The organism is Microcoleus sp., assembly GCF_041354475.1.
Lineage (GTDB): Bacteria > Cyanobacteriota > Cyanobacteriia > Cyanobacteriales > Microcoleaceae > Microcoleus.
Window position 1 is genome coordinate 1 of the sequence record NZ_JBGJZU010000065.1, and the last position, 18,320, is coordinate 18,320.

The window sequence follows — 18,320 nt, forward strand, 5'->3', positions numbered from 1 at the left end:
GGTGGGAATCTTTCTATAGTAGGAACTATGGATGACAGTACCATAAAGGAAATTTTGTATACCCTTAGTAGGGCTGCAAAGATGCCCACGTCATAGCTGTACTCGGCTTGACGTGGGAGTATGTCACATACTAGATTGATTATTTTTGGTGAAATCCAGAATATTAAGGTATAGCAATGGCTGCTGCATATGTGCCAAGCTCAGTTAAAATACGCAGGTCATCCCAATACAATGTTAAACGACTTACATTTCAAACAGACCCAGGAAATTTTCCTCCTGGCATCTTGAGGAGGGCAACCCGATGCAACTCCGAAAAAAAACACTATTAATTGTTGGTGCAGCTCTGATTTGCCTGATTGTGGTGCTGTATGCGACGGCATCAACCATTTTGCTGCACGATTTCCATAATCTAGAGGCGCAGTACGTCCGTCAGGATGTAGCGCGGGCTTTGGATGCTTTAGATGATGACTTATCGAATTTAGATACTAGCGCACGAGATTATGCCGAGTGGGATGACACCTACTCCTTCGTCAATACCCATAGTCAGGATTTTGTCAAATCAAATTTCGTAGATGCTACATTTGTTTACTTAAGGCTGAATTTATTGATGGTGCTAGACGCAGAGGGGCGTGTGGTTTTCAGTAAAGGTTTCGACCTGAAATCCCAAGCCGAGACCCCGATTCCCCAAAGCTTACAAGAGCATCTGACGGCGGCGTTGCTAAAGCCTGGGGCAGATGGGGGGGATGGGATGCCATCGATCAAAACAGGGGTGATCACCATCCCAGAAGCCACCTTGCTGATTAGCTCCAAGCCAATTCTCAATAGCAACGAGATCGGCCCCCGTCGCGGGACTCTGATTCTGGCACGGTATCTCGACAACACCGAAATCGAATTACTCTCAGAACTGACTCACTTGTCCGTAGACTTTAGATTGCCAACTTTAGATTTTAAAGTCGGAGCGACCAGCTACTATGGGCCAGAAACTCAAAAGATAGTTCAGTCCCAGCAAGAATTGGAAAAGCTCAAAATCATAATTTCCAACCTCAAATCAGTAGAAATTTTAGTTGAGCCGCTTAGCAAAAGCTTAGTTGCTGGATACGCCCTGATTCGGGACATCCACGGCAATCTAGCACTGATGTTGCGAGTAGAAGTAGACCGAGTAATCTATAGCCAAGGTCAAGCCACCTTAGAACTGTTTACTCTATCGATATTGGCCGTAGGTTTAGTATTTAGCGCGATCGCACTGATATTATTAGAAAAAATGGTCTTAGCAAGATTGCAAGACTTGAGTATCAGCGTCAACAACATAGCGGCCAATGGCGACCCAGACTTGCGCGTTCATATGCCCGGAGCAGATGAACTCTCCAGCCTAGCAGAGACGATCAACCAAATGCTAGAAGCCTTGGGCAATTCTCAAATCGAACGCAATGAAAGCGAAGACCGCTATCGGTTGATGGCGGATAACTCAACGGACATGATCAGCCGACACAACTCCAAAGGTGTTTTTGTTTACGTATCGCCCGCTTGCAACGCTTTGCTGGGATATCAACCAGAAGAACTGATCGGCAAGTTCCCCAAGAATTATTTCCATCCAGAGGATGTAGAAAAGCTATCTAAAGCCCACGCGAAATTGATGGCGCTGCCAGTGACTTACACCCTCAGCTACCGTGTCCGTCGCAAAGATGGCCGATATATCTGGTTTGAAACTACCAGTCGCACCATCCGCGATCCTGAAACAGAGACTGTTCAAGAAATTATTGGGATTTCCCGCGACATCAGCTTCCGCAAGCAAACAGAACAAGAACTGCGAGAAAGCGAAGCAGCCATTAAAGCTCTGTATCAAGTGACGTCAGCACCCCGCACAGACCCGCTAAATCGCCTCTCAACCTTCGATTTGCGACTCCAAGAACTGCTGACCATGGGATGCAGACAGTTCGGGCTGGAAGTGGGAATTTTGTCGGCAATTGAAGGTAACAATTATCAAATCATGGCTGTAAAGTGTCCCGATGGGTCGATCGCCAAAGGACAAATCTATGATTTAGAAAAAACCTTCTGCGTGGCCACAGCCCAGTCAAAAGAACCGCTGCACTTCGAGTCGGTGAAGTTTTTGTGCTTGGCCTTCAACACATCGGAGCGCAAATTCAATAATGACCTGGCTTTCAACATAGAAGCCTACATGGGCATCTCTGTCATGGTGGCTGGGGAAGTCTACGGTACTCTCTGCTTCTGGAGTGCTCATCCCATGACAGAACCTTTCAGAGTGGTAGACAGAGAATTGGTGAAACTGATGGCTCAGTGGGTAGGTAGCGAACTTGAACGCCAGCAAGCGGGCATTGATTTAGCAAAAGCCAGGGACGAAGCACTGGCAGCCACGAGAGCCAAAAGTGAATTTTTGGCAACCATGAGCCACGAAATTCGTACTCCCATGAATGGAGTCATCGGGATGACAGGTTTGCTGCTGGATACCCGCTTAAGCTCGGAACAACGAGATTTTGTGGAAACTATCCGCAGCAGTGGCGATGCTTTGCTAACTCTGATTAACGATATTCTCGATTTCTCCAAAATTGAATCGGGTAAATTGGACTTGGAGGAGCATCCCTTTGACATCCGCACCTGCATTGAGGAATCTCTGGACTTGGTAGCTGCTAGGGCGGCACAAAAAAAATTGGAATTGGCTTATTTTATAGACAGTTCTGTGCCCGTAACTGCGATCGGCGACAGCACCCGCTTGAGGCAAATTTTAATCAATTTGCTCAGTAATGCCGTTAAATTCACTGAAGCGGGAGAAGTGGTGCTATCCTGTACTGCCAAAAAAATGCCCAGACTTGTGCCAAGTTCCAAACCACAGTCAGCATTTGATAGCGAAGAATCACAAATTGACCAAATCTACGAAATACAATTTGCGGTAAAAGATACTGGTATTGGTATTCCAGCCGATCGCATGGATCGGTTGTTTAAATCTTTTAGTCAAGTTGACTCTTCTACCAACCGCCACTACGGCGGTACTGGATTAGGTTTAGCAATTAGTAAGCGTTTATCCGAAATGATGGGTGGCAGGATGTGGGTGGAAAGTAGGGGCAATTTAGCTGGCAATCCTCCCGAAGATTTTAAACCGACAGTTTTGAATCTGGAATTGGGAGACAATGGCGAAGGAGCAGAATTAAATGAAATTGATACTCCAACTAATCATTTAAAATCCAGTGGCTCTACTTTTTATTGCACGACAATCGCTAGATGCTGCCATAATTCCTTGCCCATTAATTTAAGCAATTCTCAACCAGAATTAGCAGGAAAGCGAGTTTTAATTGTCGATGATAATGCTACTAACCGTCAAATTTTGACTCTCCAAACTCAGTCTTGGGGAATGGTGCCGATCGCGGCTGCTTCTGCTACTTTAGCCTTAGATTGGCTCAGTGCCCAAGAAAAGTTTGACTTAGCGGTTTTGGATATGCAAATGCCGGAAATCGATGGGTTGACTTTAGCAGCAGAAATTCGGAGGTTAGAGTCGGGGGAACAGTTGCCCTTAGTCATGCTAACTTCTATGGGTAGGCAGGAAATTAACTCTCCGGTGATGCAGCAGGTGAATTTTGCTGCTTTTTTGAACAAGCCGATCAAACAATCCCAACTTTATAATGTTTTAATCAATATTTTTGGGGAATCGAGCAGTGAAGTGAGAGTGCAGCGCAGTAGCGGCAGTTTATCCAAAAGTATCCCCATGATTGCCCAGGAGTTGCCACTGCGGATTTTGTTGGCAGACGATCATTTGGTGAATCAGAAAGTGGGTTTACAGATTTTGCAGCGGATGGGCTATCGCGCTGATGTGGCGGGAAATGGCAAGGAAGTTTTGGAAGCTTTGCGCCGCCAGCCCTACGATGTGATATTGATGGATATGCAAATGCCGGAAATGGACGGCTTGGAAGCTTCGCGGCTGATTTGTCAAGAATGGGATGATGCTGCCAAACCTTGGATTGTGGCAATGACGGCAAATGCGATGCGGGGCGATCGCGAAGAGTGCATCGCTGCCGGAATGGATGATTATTTGAGCAAACCCATCGAAATTGAGGAACTGGTTCGAGTTTTGAAGAGTTGTAAATCTCGATCGCCTATCGAGTTTGAGCGGTGGCAATCGATGATTTCTGTTAACTCAAATGCTGAAGAGATCGAGGTTACAAATCAATTAGAAGTGCGATCGAATGTGACTGTTGCCGAACCGCAACAACTGACAATTCCCCAGCCCAACATTGTGCCTACTCCATCTTTAGTATGCCAAGTCCCGTCAGACAATCAGAACTCCCTGAGTCGCAAAATTATTGAGGGACTGCGAGAAGTAGAAGCTTTAGAAGAGGCGATCGACATTTACATCGAAACAGCCCCCCAATTGCTAACGAGTATCTCTGGGGCTGTAAAAAACGCCGATCCGCTCGCTTTGCGGCAGGCTGCTCACTCTTTAAAGTCGATTAGCGGCACTCTCGGTGCTTTTCAATTATTTGAGCTTTGCGAAGAACTAGAATTAATGGGGCGCATGGCGACAAATGCCAACCAGTCTTTGTCTGCAAAAGCCGATGGGGTTTTAGAAAAAGTTAAAGCCGAATATCAAATAGTAGAAGCAGCTTTGAAAACAGAATTGCTGTACAGCCAGACATCTTGAATTCAGAGAGAAAATCATGCTCAAGACAGAGGCAGTCGATAGTCCAAATAGTATAAGTTTTGGCAGTAAAGCAAGTTGAAATCAAACAGGGCATAGCGAAATGAAGTTAAAGTCGATCGCCAAAACCAATCTATTATTAAGCAGCCTGATAATTAGCCTGGGATGGCAAACACTTCCAGCAGCAGCCGAAGCAGTTACCGATGCCCAAGTTTCGGCTCTCGTAGAAGCCCTGCGACAAACTGCACCACCCCAAACCCCCAATGATGGAATGTACAGTCAATGGCAAGTTTTACCGAAAAATATTTCCCGTTGGGCAAAATTCTGCACCAAACAAGATTTAACACCACAACAATTTGAGGCTGACGCGACAAAAGCCAAGTCAATTGTCACCTGCATAGCACGAGATTTACTGCGCGACGAGTACAAAGCTAGCAACAATAATGAATTGAGTGCTATCCGTCGCGCTGCTTGTTGGTGGATGACAGGTGAATCGGCTGCTTGCAAAAGTGGCGCGACAGCTACCTATGCGGATAAAGTTGTGAGTGTTTATCAGCAGCAGCGGCCTAAAAAATAAAGTTATTCAACAGTTTTGTTTGAGTGGGAGATAGAATTTCCATCGACCAATTTAGCAATTACCAATTATCAATTTTCTGATAATTGACAATGCGCGAAAAACTGGCAGCTTCCAAACTAGCACCACCAACCAAAACCCCGTCAATTTCCGGTTGAGCCATAACTTCATCAATATTTTCCGGCTTAACAGAACCGCCGTATTGAATTGGCACGTCAGGATTGCTCAATTTACTGCGAATCAAGCCAATAACTCGGTTCGCTTCCTTAGTTTCGCAAGTATCGCCGGTGCCAATCGCCCAAATCGGTTCGTAAGCAATTACCAACTTAGTTTGATCGACATCAACCAAATCTTGTGCCAACTGAGAGAAAATGTGAGTTTCAGTTTCCCCTGCATCTCGCTGCTGCTTCGTTTCCCCGACACACAAAATCGGAATTAAACCATACTTCTGAGCGGCCAACAGGCGCAAATTCACCGTTTCGTCAGTTTCACCAAAATATTGACGCCGTTCGCTGTGCCCGATGACGACGTAGCGAACCCCAAGTTCTGCGAGCATCGGCCCTGAAATTTCGCCGGTATAAGCTCCCGACTCTTGCCAATGAACATTCTGAGCACCGAGCCGCACCCGGCCACCGTGCAGATTTTTCGAGAGGACGGCTAATGAAGTGAAGGGAACGCAAAGCACGACTTCTCGTTCCTCCGGGGTTTCCGTCAAAGAGGAGGTGAATCCTTTAAGAAACTCTAGGGATTCAGCCCCAGTTTTGTACATTTTCCAGTTGCCAGCAATAACAATTTTCCGCACGGGTGACTCAGTAGCTCTGTGAACATTAGGAGAGGCAAGTTATAGTTTAAGGCTTTAGGGTACATTGCGATCGCCTATTGGCCAAATTCGATGCGAGCTTGCTCAACTAAGTCCACTGTGACAACTTCGGTGTCGGCTTCGCGGGCCAACTGTTCGATGCGGACGCGAGCTTTTCCCCGGACAAAGTAGGGAATATTTTTCAGCTTGGCCTTGGCTTCGGGTGTCCATTTTAAATCATCGGAGAATTCGGAATCGGGCATGGCGTTTTGGGCGATCGACTACAAGCCTTGATTTATCTGGCTTTGATGGCAAGCCAGGATGTATTTAATTTACCATGAGTGCCCGATCGCAACTGCATTAAATTACTTGCCTAAAATAGCCGACACTTCTTCTAAAAGCTGACTCTGCTCTTGTCGAATTGCCTCAAGCCTGCTCAAAATATTAGCAAGTCGTTCCTGAGAGTCCAAACTGTTTGATTCAACTCCCCTTACTTGTAAAGCTGAATTATTATTTAATCCCGCATTCCTTGAAACCAATGAGTTTACCGTCACTCCACCAAGATTACTTACAGATTTAGAGCCGACACTGAAAACCCCTTGTATAAATTTTCCAGGGGTTTGCAAAATAAATAACCATGCTTCTGTAAAAAAGCTACCTAAAGCCTGGAACAAACCCAATATCATAAATATAAATAACAGCAGCATTGCTAACCCCATCAGCGGATGACTCACCAACCATAAGATTACAGGATGAGAATCCATCCAATCTTTGACGGTAGTATAGATCGCATTTTTAATGGCATCTGAAGCCGCGCCGCTAATATTTTCAGCCTGATCGAGGCTATCTTGTAATGAGGCCTTAGCCTTTTCTGTTGCTTGAGTTACACTATCTACAGCTTGGCTAGTAGTTTGATTCAGAGTATTGACCGCAGAGTTAGTAGTTTGAGTAATAGTTTCTTTAGCAGTTATAGCAGAGTGAGAAACAGCATCAACAGCTTTGTTGGTAGTTTCACTAACACGAGTAACTGCTTGATTCGCGACTTCAGATAGAGAATTAGTTGCTTTTTTAGTTGTCTCTGCTACATTACTTAAAGCATTGTTCGTAGCTTGATTAACAGAATTAACGGCAGAATTAGTAGTTTGAGTGAGAGCTTCTTTTGCCTTGTCAGCAGTTTCCGAGAGAGAAAATTTAGCTTGTGCTATTTCTTCTGAAGTATAATTAAGTCCTTTGCCGAATTCTTCCGTCAAAAATTCTTTGGTTTTTTGAAAGCTTTGAGAAACATCAGGCAGTGCTACTTCCATAGTAAGTTACCTCTATCAACTGAATTTACTGTCTCCAAGTGATTATATAGTATTTCATATCAAATACTCTCTTCATCGTCCTGTATTAATCTCTCTCTTCTCTTCCTCTTTCCCCCCTTGGGGGGGGCAGGGGGGGGTCGTCCTTCGCGCCTTCGCGGTTAAATCATTCCGGTACAACCCGAATTGATATCAGAGTGGGTGGGCCGCGAAATTTGATATCTATAAAAAAATCGGGGCTATCCCGGACAATTCCAGAATAACCCCAATTACCGATTTCAAACTTTAGATTAAATCCAAAATCAATTAGGCAATAGTCGCCATTTTGACATCACTATTAGCCAACAAATTTTGCAACTCGTCGGAATCCACAGTTTCCTTTTCAACTAGCATATCTGCCAAAGCATTAAGGACATGACGATTACCAACCAGCACATCTTTAGCGCGTCGGTAAGCTTGTTCTACCAACAACCGGACTTCATTGTCGATCGCCGCTGCGGTTTTTTCCGAGAAATCCCGTTCAGCCATGATATCGCGACCCATGAACATATTTCCTTGTTGGCGACCGAGGGCTACAGGGCCTAGTATATCGCTCATACCGAAGCGAGTCACCATTTGCCGTGCGACTCTTGCCACTTGTTGCAAGTCATTGGAAGCGCCTGTTGTCACTTCTTCTTCACCGAAGACAATCTCTTCAGCAATGCGGCCACCTAAAGCAACGGCCATTTGATTTTGCAAGTATGAGCGAGAATATAAGCCAGAATCCATGCGGTCTTCGCTAGGTGTGAACCAAGTCAAACCACCGGCGCGGCCGCGGGGGATAATGCTAATTTTTTGCACGGGGTCATAATCGGGCATTAGCGCACCGACTAGGGCGTGACCGGCTTCGTGGTAAGCTACCAAAGTTTTGCGCTTTTCGCTCATTACGCGGTCTTTCTTTTCTGGGCCTGCGAGGACGCGATCGATCGCATCATTGACTTCATCCATGGAGACTTCGGTCAAGTTGCGGCGGGCTGCCAAAATTGCTGCTTCGTTCAGCAGGTTGGACAAATCAGCACCAGTGAAACCGGGTGTACGGCGGGCGATTTTCTCCAAGTCCACATCTTTGGACAAGGTTTTGCCGCGGGCGTGAACGTTGAGAATTTCGAGGCGGCCTGCGAAGTCGGGGCGATCTACTACTACTTGGCGATCGAAGCGACCTGGACGGAGCAACGCAGCATCCAGCACATCAGGACGGTTGGTAGCAGCAATAATAATGATGCCGGTGTTACCTTCAAAACCGTCCATTTCAGTCAGCAATTGGTTGAGGGTTTGTTCCCGTTCATCGTTACCACCGCCCATACCAGCGCCGCGTTGACGGCCTACGGCGTCAATTTCATCGATAAATACGATACAAGGAGCGTTGGTTTTGGCTTGTTCAAACAAGTCGCGGACGCGGGAAGCACCCACACCGACGAACATTTCGACAAACTCGGAACCGGAAATTGAGAAGAAAGGAACGCCTGCTTCTCCAGCTACTGCTTTTGCTAAGAGGGTTTTGCCTGTTCCGGGAGGGCCGACTAACAGCACGCCTTTGGGGATTTTGGCACCGACTGCGGTGAAGCGGTCTGCATTTTTCAGGAAGTCCACGACTTCGGCGAGTTCTAGCTTGGCTTGTTCGATGCCGGCTACGTCGCTGAATGTGACCTGAGTTTGCGGCTCCATTTGGACTCTAGCTTTGGATTTGCCGAAGTTCATGGCTTGGTTGCCGGGCCCGTTTTGGGCGCGTCGCACCAGGAAGAAGAGTCCCACCAACAGTAGGATCGGGAAAAACAGGCTGCTAAGGGCTTTTACCCAGAAACCTTCGTCGCTTTGCGGTAGAACAGAAATGTCTACGTTATTTTTGGTCAGGATGTTGATCAGTTCTGGATCGTTGGGCAAGTTGACGATCACTTTGTTGCCGTCTTGGGCTGTGACGAGGGCTTTGGTGCGATCGGAACTGATATTGATTTTGTCTACTCTCTTGCCTTCGACTTCCTGAATGAATTGACTGTACTTCCAAACTTCGCGGCTTGGGGGCTGTTTGTCAAAAAATGCGGTTGCTAAAGCAATGACTACAATAGCCAGAAGTGCGTACAGGCCTGCGTTTCTCCAGCGTTTATTCACTGAGGTGGATCTCCTAATTTTTAGTCCCTGTGATTTGGGAATTTTTATTTATGTTCATCAATCTTAACGTAATTGTAACTTGTTTTTGGTTGGCTGGAATCTCGGCTGTGGGCGATCGGGCCTTTGAAGTGGTGGAAACCAAACGTTGCTGGGCTTCGTCTTCAGATTTGGGCGCTTTCTTCAACCATCTGCTTGTGTGCTTACATGACAACTTGATCTTTGTCAATGTCTTGCCCAAGGGGGTAAGGGCGATCGCCCACTGATGCCAATGGCGCTAACTCCTGATAAGATGCTTCAGTCTGGGAGCTACTTAAGCCTGGTTTTTCCTGTTTTCTTCCCGCAGAATCTGTATAGCGGTAGCGAGCCCTTGAAGCGACGGCCGTCGCGATCGTGACAACCTTTACGATTGTGTTTGTCTAGTCTAGCAAACTGAGATAGAGCAATCCGCTTCTTCGGTCGAAACAAAAACGCCGGCAAAACAGGTAACATAACTAACTTTCAACTCAGATGCAAAACCTCATAGATGCGATCGCAACTGCAACGAAGTTATATCAGTCGGATGACCACTTTCAGGCTGAGTTAATTTGTTTTCAAATCCTTGATATTCAGCCAGACAATTCAGATGCTTTATATTTATTAGGCAAAATCAAATATCACTTATCAAAAAATACACTTGCTACTACAGACATCGGTCTGCGCTATCACCTATGGTACTACAATCAGCAAATTTGGAATACGACTTTTTGGACAGGTGTTAAAGTGCTAAAATCTCCATCTGATATGTGGAATTACCAAGAAATCATTTGGGATTTAAAACCGAGTTTAATTATAGAATTTGGCAGTTTTTATGGTGGAGGTACTTTATTTTTTGCCGATCTTTTAGAAAAAATTAATGATAAGTCTCAAGTATTTTCGGTAGATATTGACCATAAATCTCTGCATCCCAAAGTTAGAAATCATCCCCGGATTGAGTTAATGCTTTCATCTTCCACCGCTCCAGCAGTCGGTCAAAGAATAGAAGTATTGCGCAGAGAATTTCCCGGACCGGTATTTGCTATTCTGGATAGCAACCATGAAAAGCATCACGTTTTAGGGGAAATGCAAATGTTGCGATCGCTACTGAAAACAGGAGATTATTTAATAGTTGAAGATAGTAACATTAACGGACACCCCGTTTTGCCCGGATGGGAAGAAGGACCCTACGAAGCAATGGCAGAATATTTTGCTCTTTACCCTAATGATTATCAAAGAGATGACCGTCGCGAAAATAAATTTGGATTTACTTTTGCAACTAACGGTTTTTTAATTAGGCGCTAAATATATCAACCGTTTCTGCCACTAAAACAAGCATAGCAACCATGAAATTTCCACTGCACCAACCAACACTCAAGTTATTAACAGGACTCTCAGGTATAGAACTCGGAGCAGCCTCGCACAATCCCTTTGGAGTGAATGCAATTAATGTTGCTCCCAAGTTTGACGAAGATATGTTTCAAGACAACCAGGTTAACATGGGGGAGCAACCTACAAAAATAGATATGTACGGCGAAGCAGACAACATTCCAGTCAAAGACAAAAGCCAAGATTTTGTTTTGTCCAGCCATGTATTTGAACACGTTCCCGATCCTATATCTGCTTTATTAGAGTGGCAAAGAGTCATCAAACCAGGAGGATATGTGGTGATGATTGTCCCCCAGCCCGATGCTCTAGTCGGAGATAATCGCCCGCTATCTACCTACGATCAGTTAGTTAAAGCACACCAAGAAAAATGGACGATAGAAACAGCTCCTGCAGAAAATTTATATGGCGGTAAAGGCGGACATTACTGGAAATTTACCTCAACAACGCTCAGAAAATTTTTTGAAAAGCTCAGCACAAAAAATGACTATCTTCCGACTATTAATTGGCAACTACTAGGCACGGAAGACCCCGATAGCAAAGTAGGAAATGGATTTTGGCTAGCTTACCAAGTGCCATAATTAATCGCATCTGAAAACAAAACGAGAATATATTGAAAACATGAAATTAACACCGAGGTTTCCAGGAATGAATGTAATGACTCAGTTGAGCTATCAGCCACTTATCAGTATTGTAATGCCAGTTTACAATACACCAGAACAGTTTTTAAGAGCAGCAATTCAATCTGTTCTAAACCAAAGTTACACTCATTGGGAATTGTGCATTGCTGATGACGCTTCAACCAAGCCTCACGTCAAACAAATATTAGAAGAATATGCGACAAAAGACTCTAGGATTAAAGCAGTTTTAAGAAGTCAAAACGGTCATATATCTCGCACTTCAAATTCTGCATTGCAACTCGCGACTGGTGAATTCATCTCCCTGCTAGATCACGATGACTTGCTGACAGTAGATGCTTTGTATGAAGTAGTAAAACTGCTGAATCAGCATCCCGATGCAGACATGATTTATTCAGATGAAGATAAGGTTAACGAACAAAACGATTTCTCTCTTCCCTGTTACAAGCCAGATTGGTGTCCTGATTCATTTTTATCTCGGATGTACACTTGTCACCTAGGTACTTACAGACGGTCGCTAGTCAATGAAATAGGTGGATTTAGAGATGCTTATAACGGTAGTCAAGATTATGATTTAGTTTTGAGAATTACAGAAAAAACTAACAAGATATTCCACATACCTAAAATCCTCTATCATTGGAGATTTCACTCCGAATCTGCGTCTGCTTCCAAAGATGCCAAACCTTATGCCTATGAAGCCGCTGTCAGAGCCATAACAGATGCGATTCATAGAAGAGGTGAGCCAGGACAAGTTATCCCCCATCAAAACCTACCAGGTCATTATACCGTCCGTTACGCAATTAATAGTGACAAACTGGTTAGCATTATCATTCCTACTAGGGATTTTGGCAGTCTTTTAAATCTGTGCCTCTACTCAATTTTTACCCAGACTTTGTATCCTAATTATGAAGTTGTGGTGATTGACAACGGCAGTGTAGAACTAGAAACAACTCAAATTATTGAAAGGTGGCGCACTCAGCAACCAACTAAGTTTAAATCTTACAGATTAGACATTCCATTCAACTACTCTCGCCTCAATAACTTTGGTGTAGAAAAAGCACAAGGAGATTACTTACTCTTTTTGAATAATGATACCAGAATACTGCATGGAGATTGGCTCAATGCAATGGTTGAGCAAGCTCAAAGAAAATCAGTTGGTGCTGTAGGCTGTCTCCTGATGTATCCAGATAATTCTGTACAAAATTCAGGATTTATTCTAGGTGTTAATGGGATTGCTAGTCATGCTTACAAAGGGATTAGCAATGCAGTAGTACAGTATGATGACCTGGTACATATCGGATTTACGAATAACGTATCGGCTGTTACTGGAGCGTGCTTGATGTGCCGTCGCGAAGTATTCGCGAGCATCGGCGGTTTTGATGAAAATTTACCAATTGTATATGGTGATGTCGATCTGTGTTTAAAAATGATAGCAAAAGGCTATCGAAATGTTTATATCAGCCACGCCAAAGTATTGCATCAAGAGTTACAAGGTTGGGCTTTTGATCTCAGCATTCAATCTCAGTTAGAAATCGAAAAGACAGCAGCGGCATTGATGACAGCAAGGTGGCATAAATTTATTGAACATGACCCTTGTTTTAGCCAGCATTGCGTTGAGAAGTTCCATCGGCAGTTAAGCTCAACTAAAATAACTCAACCTTTAGTTAGCGTTTGCATTCCTACTTATAACGGCGAAAAATATCTGGATGAAGCTATTTTGAGCGTGATTGCTCAGACTTATACCAATTTAGAAATCATTATTTCTGATGACGGTTCGAGCGACAAAACAGTAGCGATTGCCAATTCACTTACAGAGAAGTTTTCGGGCGATTTCAAAATATTCACTCATGGTCAATTAGGTCTAGTTGAAAATTGGAATTACTGCATTTCTCAGTCAAGAGGAAAATACATTAAATTGTTATGTCAAGATGATTTACTGGAACCAGAATGTATTGCCGAATTGGTAAATTTAGCAGAACAGAATGAGCAAATAGGTTTAGTATTTTCGCGACGCGGAGTTTTGCTAGCAGAAGATGCAGTTTCCGATCCGGCTTGCCAAGCAATTGGTAGAGGGGCTGTAGAAATTTCTCGAAATTGGTCTACTTTACAACCAATTCAAGACGGAAAAGTCCTGCTAGCAGAGCCAAATGTCTTGAATAATCCAATTAATAAAATAGGAGAACCGAGCACAGTTTTAATTAAAAAAGAAGTGTTCGAGCGCGTCGGATTATTCGATGTAGAATTGCAGCAATTAGTTGATGTAGAAATGTGGTTCAGAATTATGAGCTACTACAAAATTGGTTTTGTTAACAAATGTTTATCACACTGGCGAGTACACCTTTCTCAACTAACAAGAAAAAACTTGCTAAAGGGAGAGATAGCTCAAGATGTTCAGAGATTTCACCAGAAAATTTTACGCAGTTCGTATTTCAATTTACTGAGTGCAGAAGTTAAAAGTCAGATGACAGATACCACTCAAGTCAAAGAGTGGATGCGACAGTTAGCAGGAGTAGAAGCACAACCTTTAAATGTTACTGCTGTTGCCACGGTTCCAACTATTTCTCAAGCATTTCCGCGAATCCATCCTATTACTGCGAATATTCACCGACCATTTTGGTCTGTAATGATTCCCACCTATAACCGGATAAAATATTTGGAGCAAGCGCTAAAAAGCGTACTCAAACAAATTCCCAGTTCTGAGCAAATTCAAATTGAAGTTGTTAACGATTGCTCCAATCAATCTATCCAAGATGAAATGGAGGCACTTGTTAAAAATATAGGTGGTGGACGAGTTAATTTCTATCGACACCCAGAACAAGATATTGGGCAAACTGCTATCTTTAATCTCTGCATTCAAAGAGCGCAAGGTGAATGGGTTCACATCTTGCATGATGACGATGTTGTATTACCAGGATTTTACAGCAGCTTGCGAACAGGGATTGAAAAAGAATCGAGTGTAGGCGCTGCTTTTTGCCGCCATATTTACACAGATGAAGTGGGAAATCAGCGCTGGGTATCTTGGCTAGAAAGGGAAACTCCAGGTATACTTACTGATTGGTTAGAACTGATTATTGTGATGTGCCGTCTACAAGCTTCTCCCATTGTTGTTAAACGCAGCGTTTATGAAAAACTGGGCGGTTTTAGCCCTGAAGCTGGTGCTGCTTCTGATTGGGAAATGTGGAAGCGAATTGCAGTGCATTATCCGATTTGGTACGAACCTCAACCCCTAGCTTGGTATCGCCAACATTCCTCATCAGACAATACTCGTTTGGTAAAATCTGGTGGTTTAATTGCTGATGTGCGACGCTCGATTGAAATTTCTAAATCCTATTTGCCTAGGGAGGTTGCAGATAAATTATCTAATCTAGCCAGAGAACACTATGCTTTCTATGCTTTAGATACGGCAAAGAAACTCTTGAGTGATGGAGAATTTGAAGGTGCGCTAGCCCAAATTAGAGAATTGCTAAAGTGCAGTCAATCTAGTCAAGTGAAAGAGGCTATAGTTTCACTACTATTGAAAGGTGAATCTCATCAGCCGTCAACGGGATTTTCTAGCGGAATTAAGACATCGCAAACTGAATCAACTAACCCATCAGTTTATGTTGACACTCAACCCACCCGCCAAAAAATTGCTGAAATATGGCTCGGTTTACCCCCAGAGCAACTGGCAAGCGCCTATGCAGGTGAGGCAGGAAAAGTGCACCAATCACTGCTAAATAGCGAAATTAAATATGAACCGCTAACGGATACAGAAGAGACTTTTGTCAACGAATTAGCAGGCAATATTGCTAAAGGATTTAATGAGCCGAAAGCCATCAATTACCTGCTGGCAGCCATGCTGTACCGACGCGCCGATCAATTGCAGATTAAGTACGATCGCGCTCAAATTCCCAACTGGTTTGCCAATGACTATCTCAAATTTATGTTTGGCAGCCCCAACCTGTTCCAAACAGTTGGAGAAGCCGACAATTACTATCAATTCATCCAGGGCTGGGTGAATTACATTCATAGTAATATCTTCAAAAATCCTGATTCCCAACTTTGGCAAAATATTGCTTTCTTTTTCTCCCAAGCTGCTAACTTTATCCCGCTGTATTTTACATCTGCCAAGCTGCGCGATATTTACACGAAACGGGCAGATATTATCGAGTTTGCGCTCAAAATTCGCGGTAGTTCTATTGATTGTATCTTCCCAGCGCGATCGCAAAATCGGACAAAAATCCGCCTCGGCATCATCAACGACCATTTCACACCCCAAACCGAAACCTTTGCTACAATCCCGGTTTTCGAGCATTTAAACCGCGACCAATTCGAGATTATTCTCTATGCGCTCAACACCAACGGACACCCATTAGAACAGTATTGCCAAAGTCGTGCAGACAAGCTAGTTACACTCCCCACAGACTTTGCAACTCAAGTCCAAACAATTCGCGCCGATGACTTAGATATCCTGTTTTTTGGTACGAATTTAACTGCTGTTAACAAACCGTTGGTTTCACTAGCAATGCACCGTTTGGCGCGGGTACAAACGACATCTTTCTGTTCCCCAACTACCACGGGAATCAGGCACATGGATTACTACATTGCCGGAAAATATACGGTTCCTGATGCCAGCTATCAAGAACAATATCGAGAACAATTAGCCGTTATGGAAGGCAGCGGTTTTTGTTTCAAATATGCAACGGAATCGGAAGTGGCGACAGTTAAGCCTACCCGCCCAAGTCTGGGAATTGACGACAAAACAACTGTTTTTATCTCCGGTGCAAACTTCTACAAGATTCTGCCGGAATTGAGAGAAACTTGGGTCAAGATTTTAGCAGCAGTACCGGATTCTATCTTGATTTTATATCCCTTTGGCCCGGCTTGGACTCGCAGTTATCCCGCCACACCTTTTGTCAATAATCTGAATGCTATCTGCGCTAAATACGGCGTGAATAACAATCGTTTGCGGTTCGTAAAACAATTGCCAACTCGCGCGGATGTGAAAGAGTTTTTGCAGCTAGCAGATGTTTATCTCGATTCCTATCCTTACGCCGGGGCGACATCGTTAATTGATCCTTTGCAAGTAGGATTACCGACGGTGGTTGTGGAAGGAAATGCTTTGCGGTTTCGGCAAGGTTCGGCGATGCTGCGGGAATTACAAATGCCCGATTTAATCACCAACAGTGAAGCATCTTATATTCAACTAGCAGTGACTCTCGGCACTAATCCTCAACTGCGACAACGCTATCGCCAGGAAATTCAGCAGAAAATGCAAGCCAATCCGGCTTGTTTTGATAGTGTGGCATATTCAGGGGCGATCGCACAATTATTTCAACAACTCTTTGGCAAATGGCAAACTGGCCACCAAGCAACATCCCGCATCTTACAGGATAGCATTCCCAAAGTGGTTGATTTGGGCGATCGGCTATCGAATACCCTCAAACTCTATCAAGCAAATCCCTCCAATATATCAGCAATCTCAGAACTACGTCAAATCCGCAAAGAAACAGCCGATTTCTGGCTAAACATCCCCGCTGACAACCTCGAAACTATCTACAAAGGCGATTCAGGAAAAAGCTACCAAATTCTGCTGGCTTCCGGCTTTCAACATCAACCAATGATGGAAGACGAACAAAGATTTTTGCAGCAATTAACGCAAATTAGCAAAGGATTGGTGCATCCCCAAGCCATCAATGCCTTACTTGCCGCGATGCTATATTTCCCACCAGGAACCATGCGAATTCCAGAAGCTCGAAACCGTTTACCACACTGGTTAATCGGCGATTACGAACAAGTTTTTGAACCAGAAAACGGTCTGAATTCCGAATCGAGTTCTGAGTTGCTAGCTAAATACATTCAATCCCCACAATTTGTCAATCAATTATTAGGATGCGTCAATCTCTACCGCATTGATTCATCAGACGCATCGGTAGTTTTGGAACTCCGCCAACTTCGCCGACAATTGGCTGATTTTTGGCTAACTGTTGGGCCAGAAAAATTGGCAACTTTGTATCAAGGCGAAGTGCGCAAAGCATATCAAGCAATACTGGGATGTGGCTTGCAAACAGAACCAATGAGTGAAGCCGAACAGCAGTTTTTGCAGCAGTTGACTGAAATTAGCAAAGGGCTGGTGCATCCGCAAGCTATCAATGCTCTGTTAGGTGCGATGTTGTATTTTGTGCCTGGTAAAATGCGGATTCCCGATGCTAATACTCGTTTACCCAAGTGGTTGTTTGACGATTATGACCGGGTTTTTGAAAGTGCCTTTGCTCAAACAGAAAAAACTGTAGTCAAAGAAGACTATCTACCGCAGTTTTTGGCTCGATTAACTGGTGCTATCAATCTTTATAAAATAGACAATACGGCTGAACCAGTGTTAGCCGATTTGCGGGAAATTCGCAAGCAAATTGCTGATTTGTGGCTGAGTGTCTCTGAGGAACAACTGGAACTTTTGTACCGGAGCGATTTCGGTAAAGGTTATAAAGCAATTCTCGCTAGTGGGTTTATTAATGAGCCGTTGCATGAAACTGAACGTGCTGTTTTTAATTCGTTAGTTGCTGAGTTGAGTAAAGGGTTTGGAAGACCTAAAGGTGTGAATTATTTGTTAGCTGCGATGCTGTTTTGTCGCGCTGGACAGTTGCGGGTTGAGGATGCGAATAGTTGTTTGCCTCCGTGGTTGTTGGCGGATTATGAGCAGTTTGTTGGGGGTGCTGTTAAGGTGGCTGTTGGGTGATTAAGTTAGCTGTTTTTGAGATTTGGGATTTTTTGGTAATCTCAAATCTCTGGATTTAAACGAACCGCGAAGACGCGAAGGGCACGAAGGAAGAGTATGGAAGGG

Annotated in this window: 11 protein-coding genes; 6 read left to right on the top strand and 5 right to left on the bottom strand. The window is 44.1% G+C overall.

Annotated features, from left to right (window positions below):
- The first annotated feature begins 301 nt into the window (after window positions 1-301).
- Window positions 302-4,648: a response regulator gene (locus tag ACBR23_RS21150; RefSeq protein ID WP_371120152.1), complete on the top strand. Its 4,347-nt coding sequence runs from the start codon at window positions 302-304 to the stop codon at window positions 4,646-4,648.
- A gap of 100 nt (window positions 4,649-4,748) precedes the next feature.
- Entirely contained in the window at window positions 4,749-5,222 is a 474-nt protein-coding gene (locus ACBR23_RS21155; protein WP_371115904.1) for a hypothetical protein, read from the top strand.
- Between the two features lie 58 nt (window positions 5,223-5,280).
- Here ACBR23_RS21155 and tpiA read toward each other — a convergent pair whose 3' ends face one another.
- From tpiA to ftsH3, 4 genes are all read right to left on the bottom strand, one after another.
- Entirely contained in the window at window positions 5,281-6,021 is a 741-nt protein-coding gene (gene tpiA, locus ACBR23_RS21160; protein WP_371120151.1) for a triose-phosphate isomerase, read from the bottom strand.
- 74 nt (window positions 6,022-6,095) lie between these two features.
- Window positions 6,096-6,281 (bottom strand): PCP reductase family protein, encoded by a 186-nt coding sequence (locus tag ACBR23_RS21165; protein ID WP_340520478.1) that lies wholly within the window; start codon window positions 6,279-6,281, stop codon window positions 6,096-6,098.
- A gap of 102 nt (window positions 6,282-6,383) precedes the next feature.
- Entirely contained in the window at window positions 6,384-7,322 is a 939-nt protein-coding gene (locus ACBR23_RS21170; protein ID WP_371120150.1) for a hypothetical protein, read from the bottom strand.
- A gap of 303 nt (window positions 7,323-7,625) precedes the next feature.
- Window positions 7,626-9,464, bottom strand: coding sequence for an ATP-dependent zinc metalloprotease FtsH3 (gene ftsH3 / locus ACBR23_RS21175; RefSeq protein WP_371115900.1), 1,839 nt, complete (start codon window positions 9,462-9,464; stop codon window positions 7,626-7,628).
- Between the two features lie 50 nt (window positions 9,465-9,514).
- Between ftsH3 and ACBR23_RS21180 the strand changes: the two genes are divergently transcribed.
- Window positions 9,515-9,727 (top strand): hypothetical protein, encoded by a 213-nt coding sequence (locus ACBR23_RS21180; RefSeq protein ID WP_371120149.1) that lies wholly within the window; start codon window positions 9,515-9,517, stop codon window positions 9,725-9,727.
- Between the two features lie 43 nt (window positions 9,728-9,770).
- Here ACBR23_RS21180 and ACBR23_RS21185 read toward each other — a convergent pair whose 3' ends face one another.
- Window positions 9,771-9,953 carry a hypothetical protein gene (locus ACBR23_RS21185; protein WP_371115898.1) on the bottom strand — a complete coding sequence of 61 codons (183 nt, stop codon included), beginning with the start codon at window positions 9,951-9,953 and terminating at the stop codon, window positions 9,771-9,773.
- An 18-nt stretch (window positions 9,954-9,971) separates the two neighbouring features.
- Here ACBR23_RS21185 and ACBR23_RS21190 point away from each other — a divergent pair, with 18 nt between their 5' ends.
- From ACBR23_RS21190 to ACBR23_RS21200, 3 genes are all read left to right on the top strand, one after another.
- Entirely contained in the window at window positions 9,972-10,781 is an 810-nt protein-coding gene (locus ACBR23_RS21190) for a CmcI family methyltransferase (RefSeq protein ID WP_371115897.1), read from the top strand.
- Window positions 10,782-10,822: 41 nt separating this feature from the next.
- Window positions 10,823-11,443: a methyltransferase domain-containing protein gene (locus tag ACBR23_RS21195; RefSeq protein WP_371120148.1), complete on the top strand. Its 621-nt coding sequence runs from the start codon at window positions 10,823-10,825 to the stop codon at window positions 11,441-11,443.
- 67 nt (window positions 11,444-11,510) lie between these two features.
- Window positions 11,511-18,215 carry a glycosyltransferase gene (locus ACBR23_RS21200; protein ID WP_371120997.1) on the top strand — a complete coding sequence of 2,235 codons (6,705 nt, stop codon included), beginning with the start codon at window positions 11,511-11,513 and terminating at the stop codon, window positions 18,213-18,215.
- Window positions 18,216-18,320 lie beyond the last annotated feature (105 nt).

Bases quoted from the DNA above. Each gene is read 5' to 3' on its own strand.
- ACBR23_RS21200 (WP_371120997.1), top strand. From the start codon at position 11,511: ATGAATGTAATGACTCAGTTGAGCTATCAGCCACTTATCAGTATTGTA.
- ACBR23_RS21180 (WP_371120149.1), top strand. From the start codon at position 9,515: ATGTTCATCAATCTTAACGTAATTGTAACTTGTTTTTGGTTGGCTGGA.
- ACBR23_RS21195 (WP_371120148.1), top strand. From the start codon at position 10,823: ATGAAATTTCCACTGCACCAACCAACACTCAAGTTATTAACAGGACTC.
- ACBR23_RS21165 (WP_340520478.1), bottom strand. From the start codon at position 6,281: ATGCCCGATTCCGAATTCTCCGATGATTTAAAATGGACACCCGAAGCC.
- ACBR23_RS21150 (WP_371120152.1), top strand. From the start codon at position 302: ATGCAACTCCGAAAAAAAACACTATTAATTGTTGGTGCAGCTCTGATT.
- ACBR23_RS21190 (WP_371115897.1), top strand. From the start codon at position 9,972: ATGCAAAACCTCATAGATGCGATCGCAACTGCAACGAAGTTATATCAG.
- ACBR23_RS21185 (WP_371115898.1), bottom strand. From the start codon at position 9,953: ATGTTACCTGTTTTGCCGGCGTTTTTGTTTCGACCGAAGAAGCGGATT.
- ACBR23_RS21170 (WP_371120150.1), bottom strand. From the start codon at position 7,322: ATGGAAGTAGCACTGCCTGATGTTTCTCAAAGCTTTCAAAAAACCAAA.
- ACBR23_RS21155 (WP_371115904.1), top strand. From the start codon at position 4,749: ATGAAGTTAAAGTCGATCGCCAAAACCAATCTATTATTAAGCAGCCTG.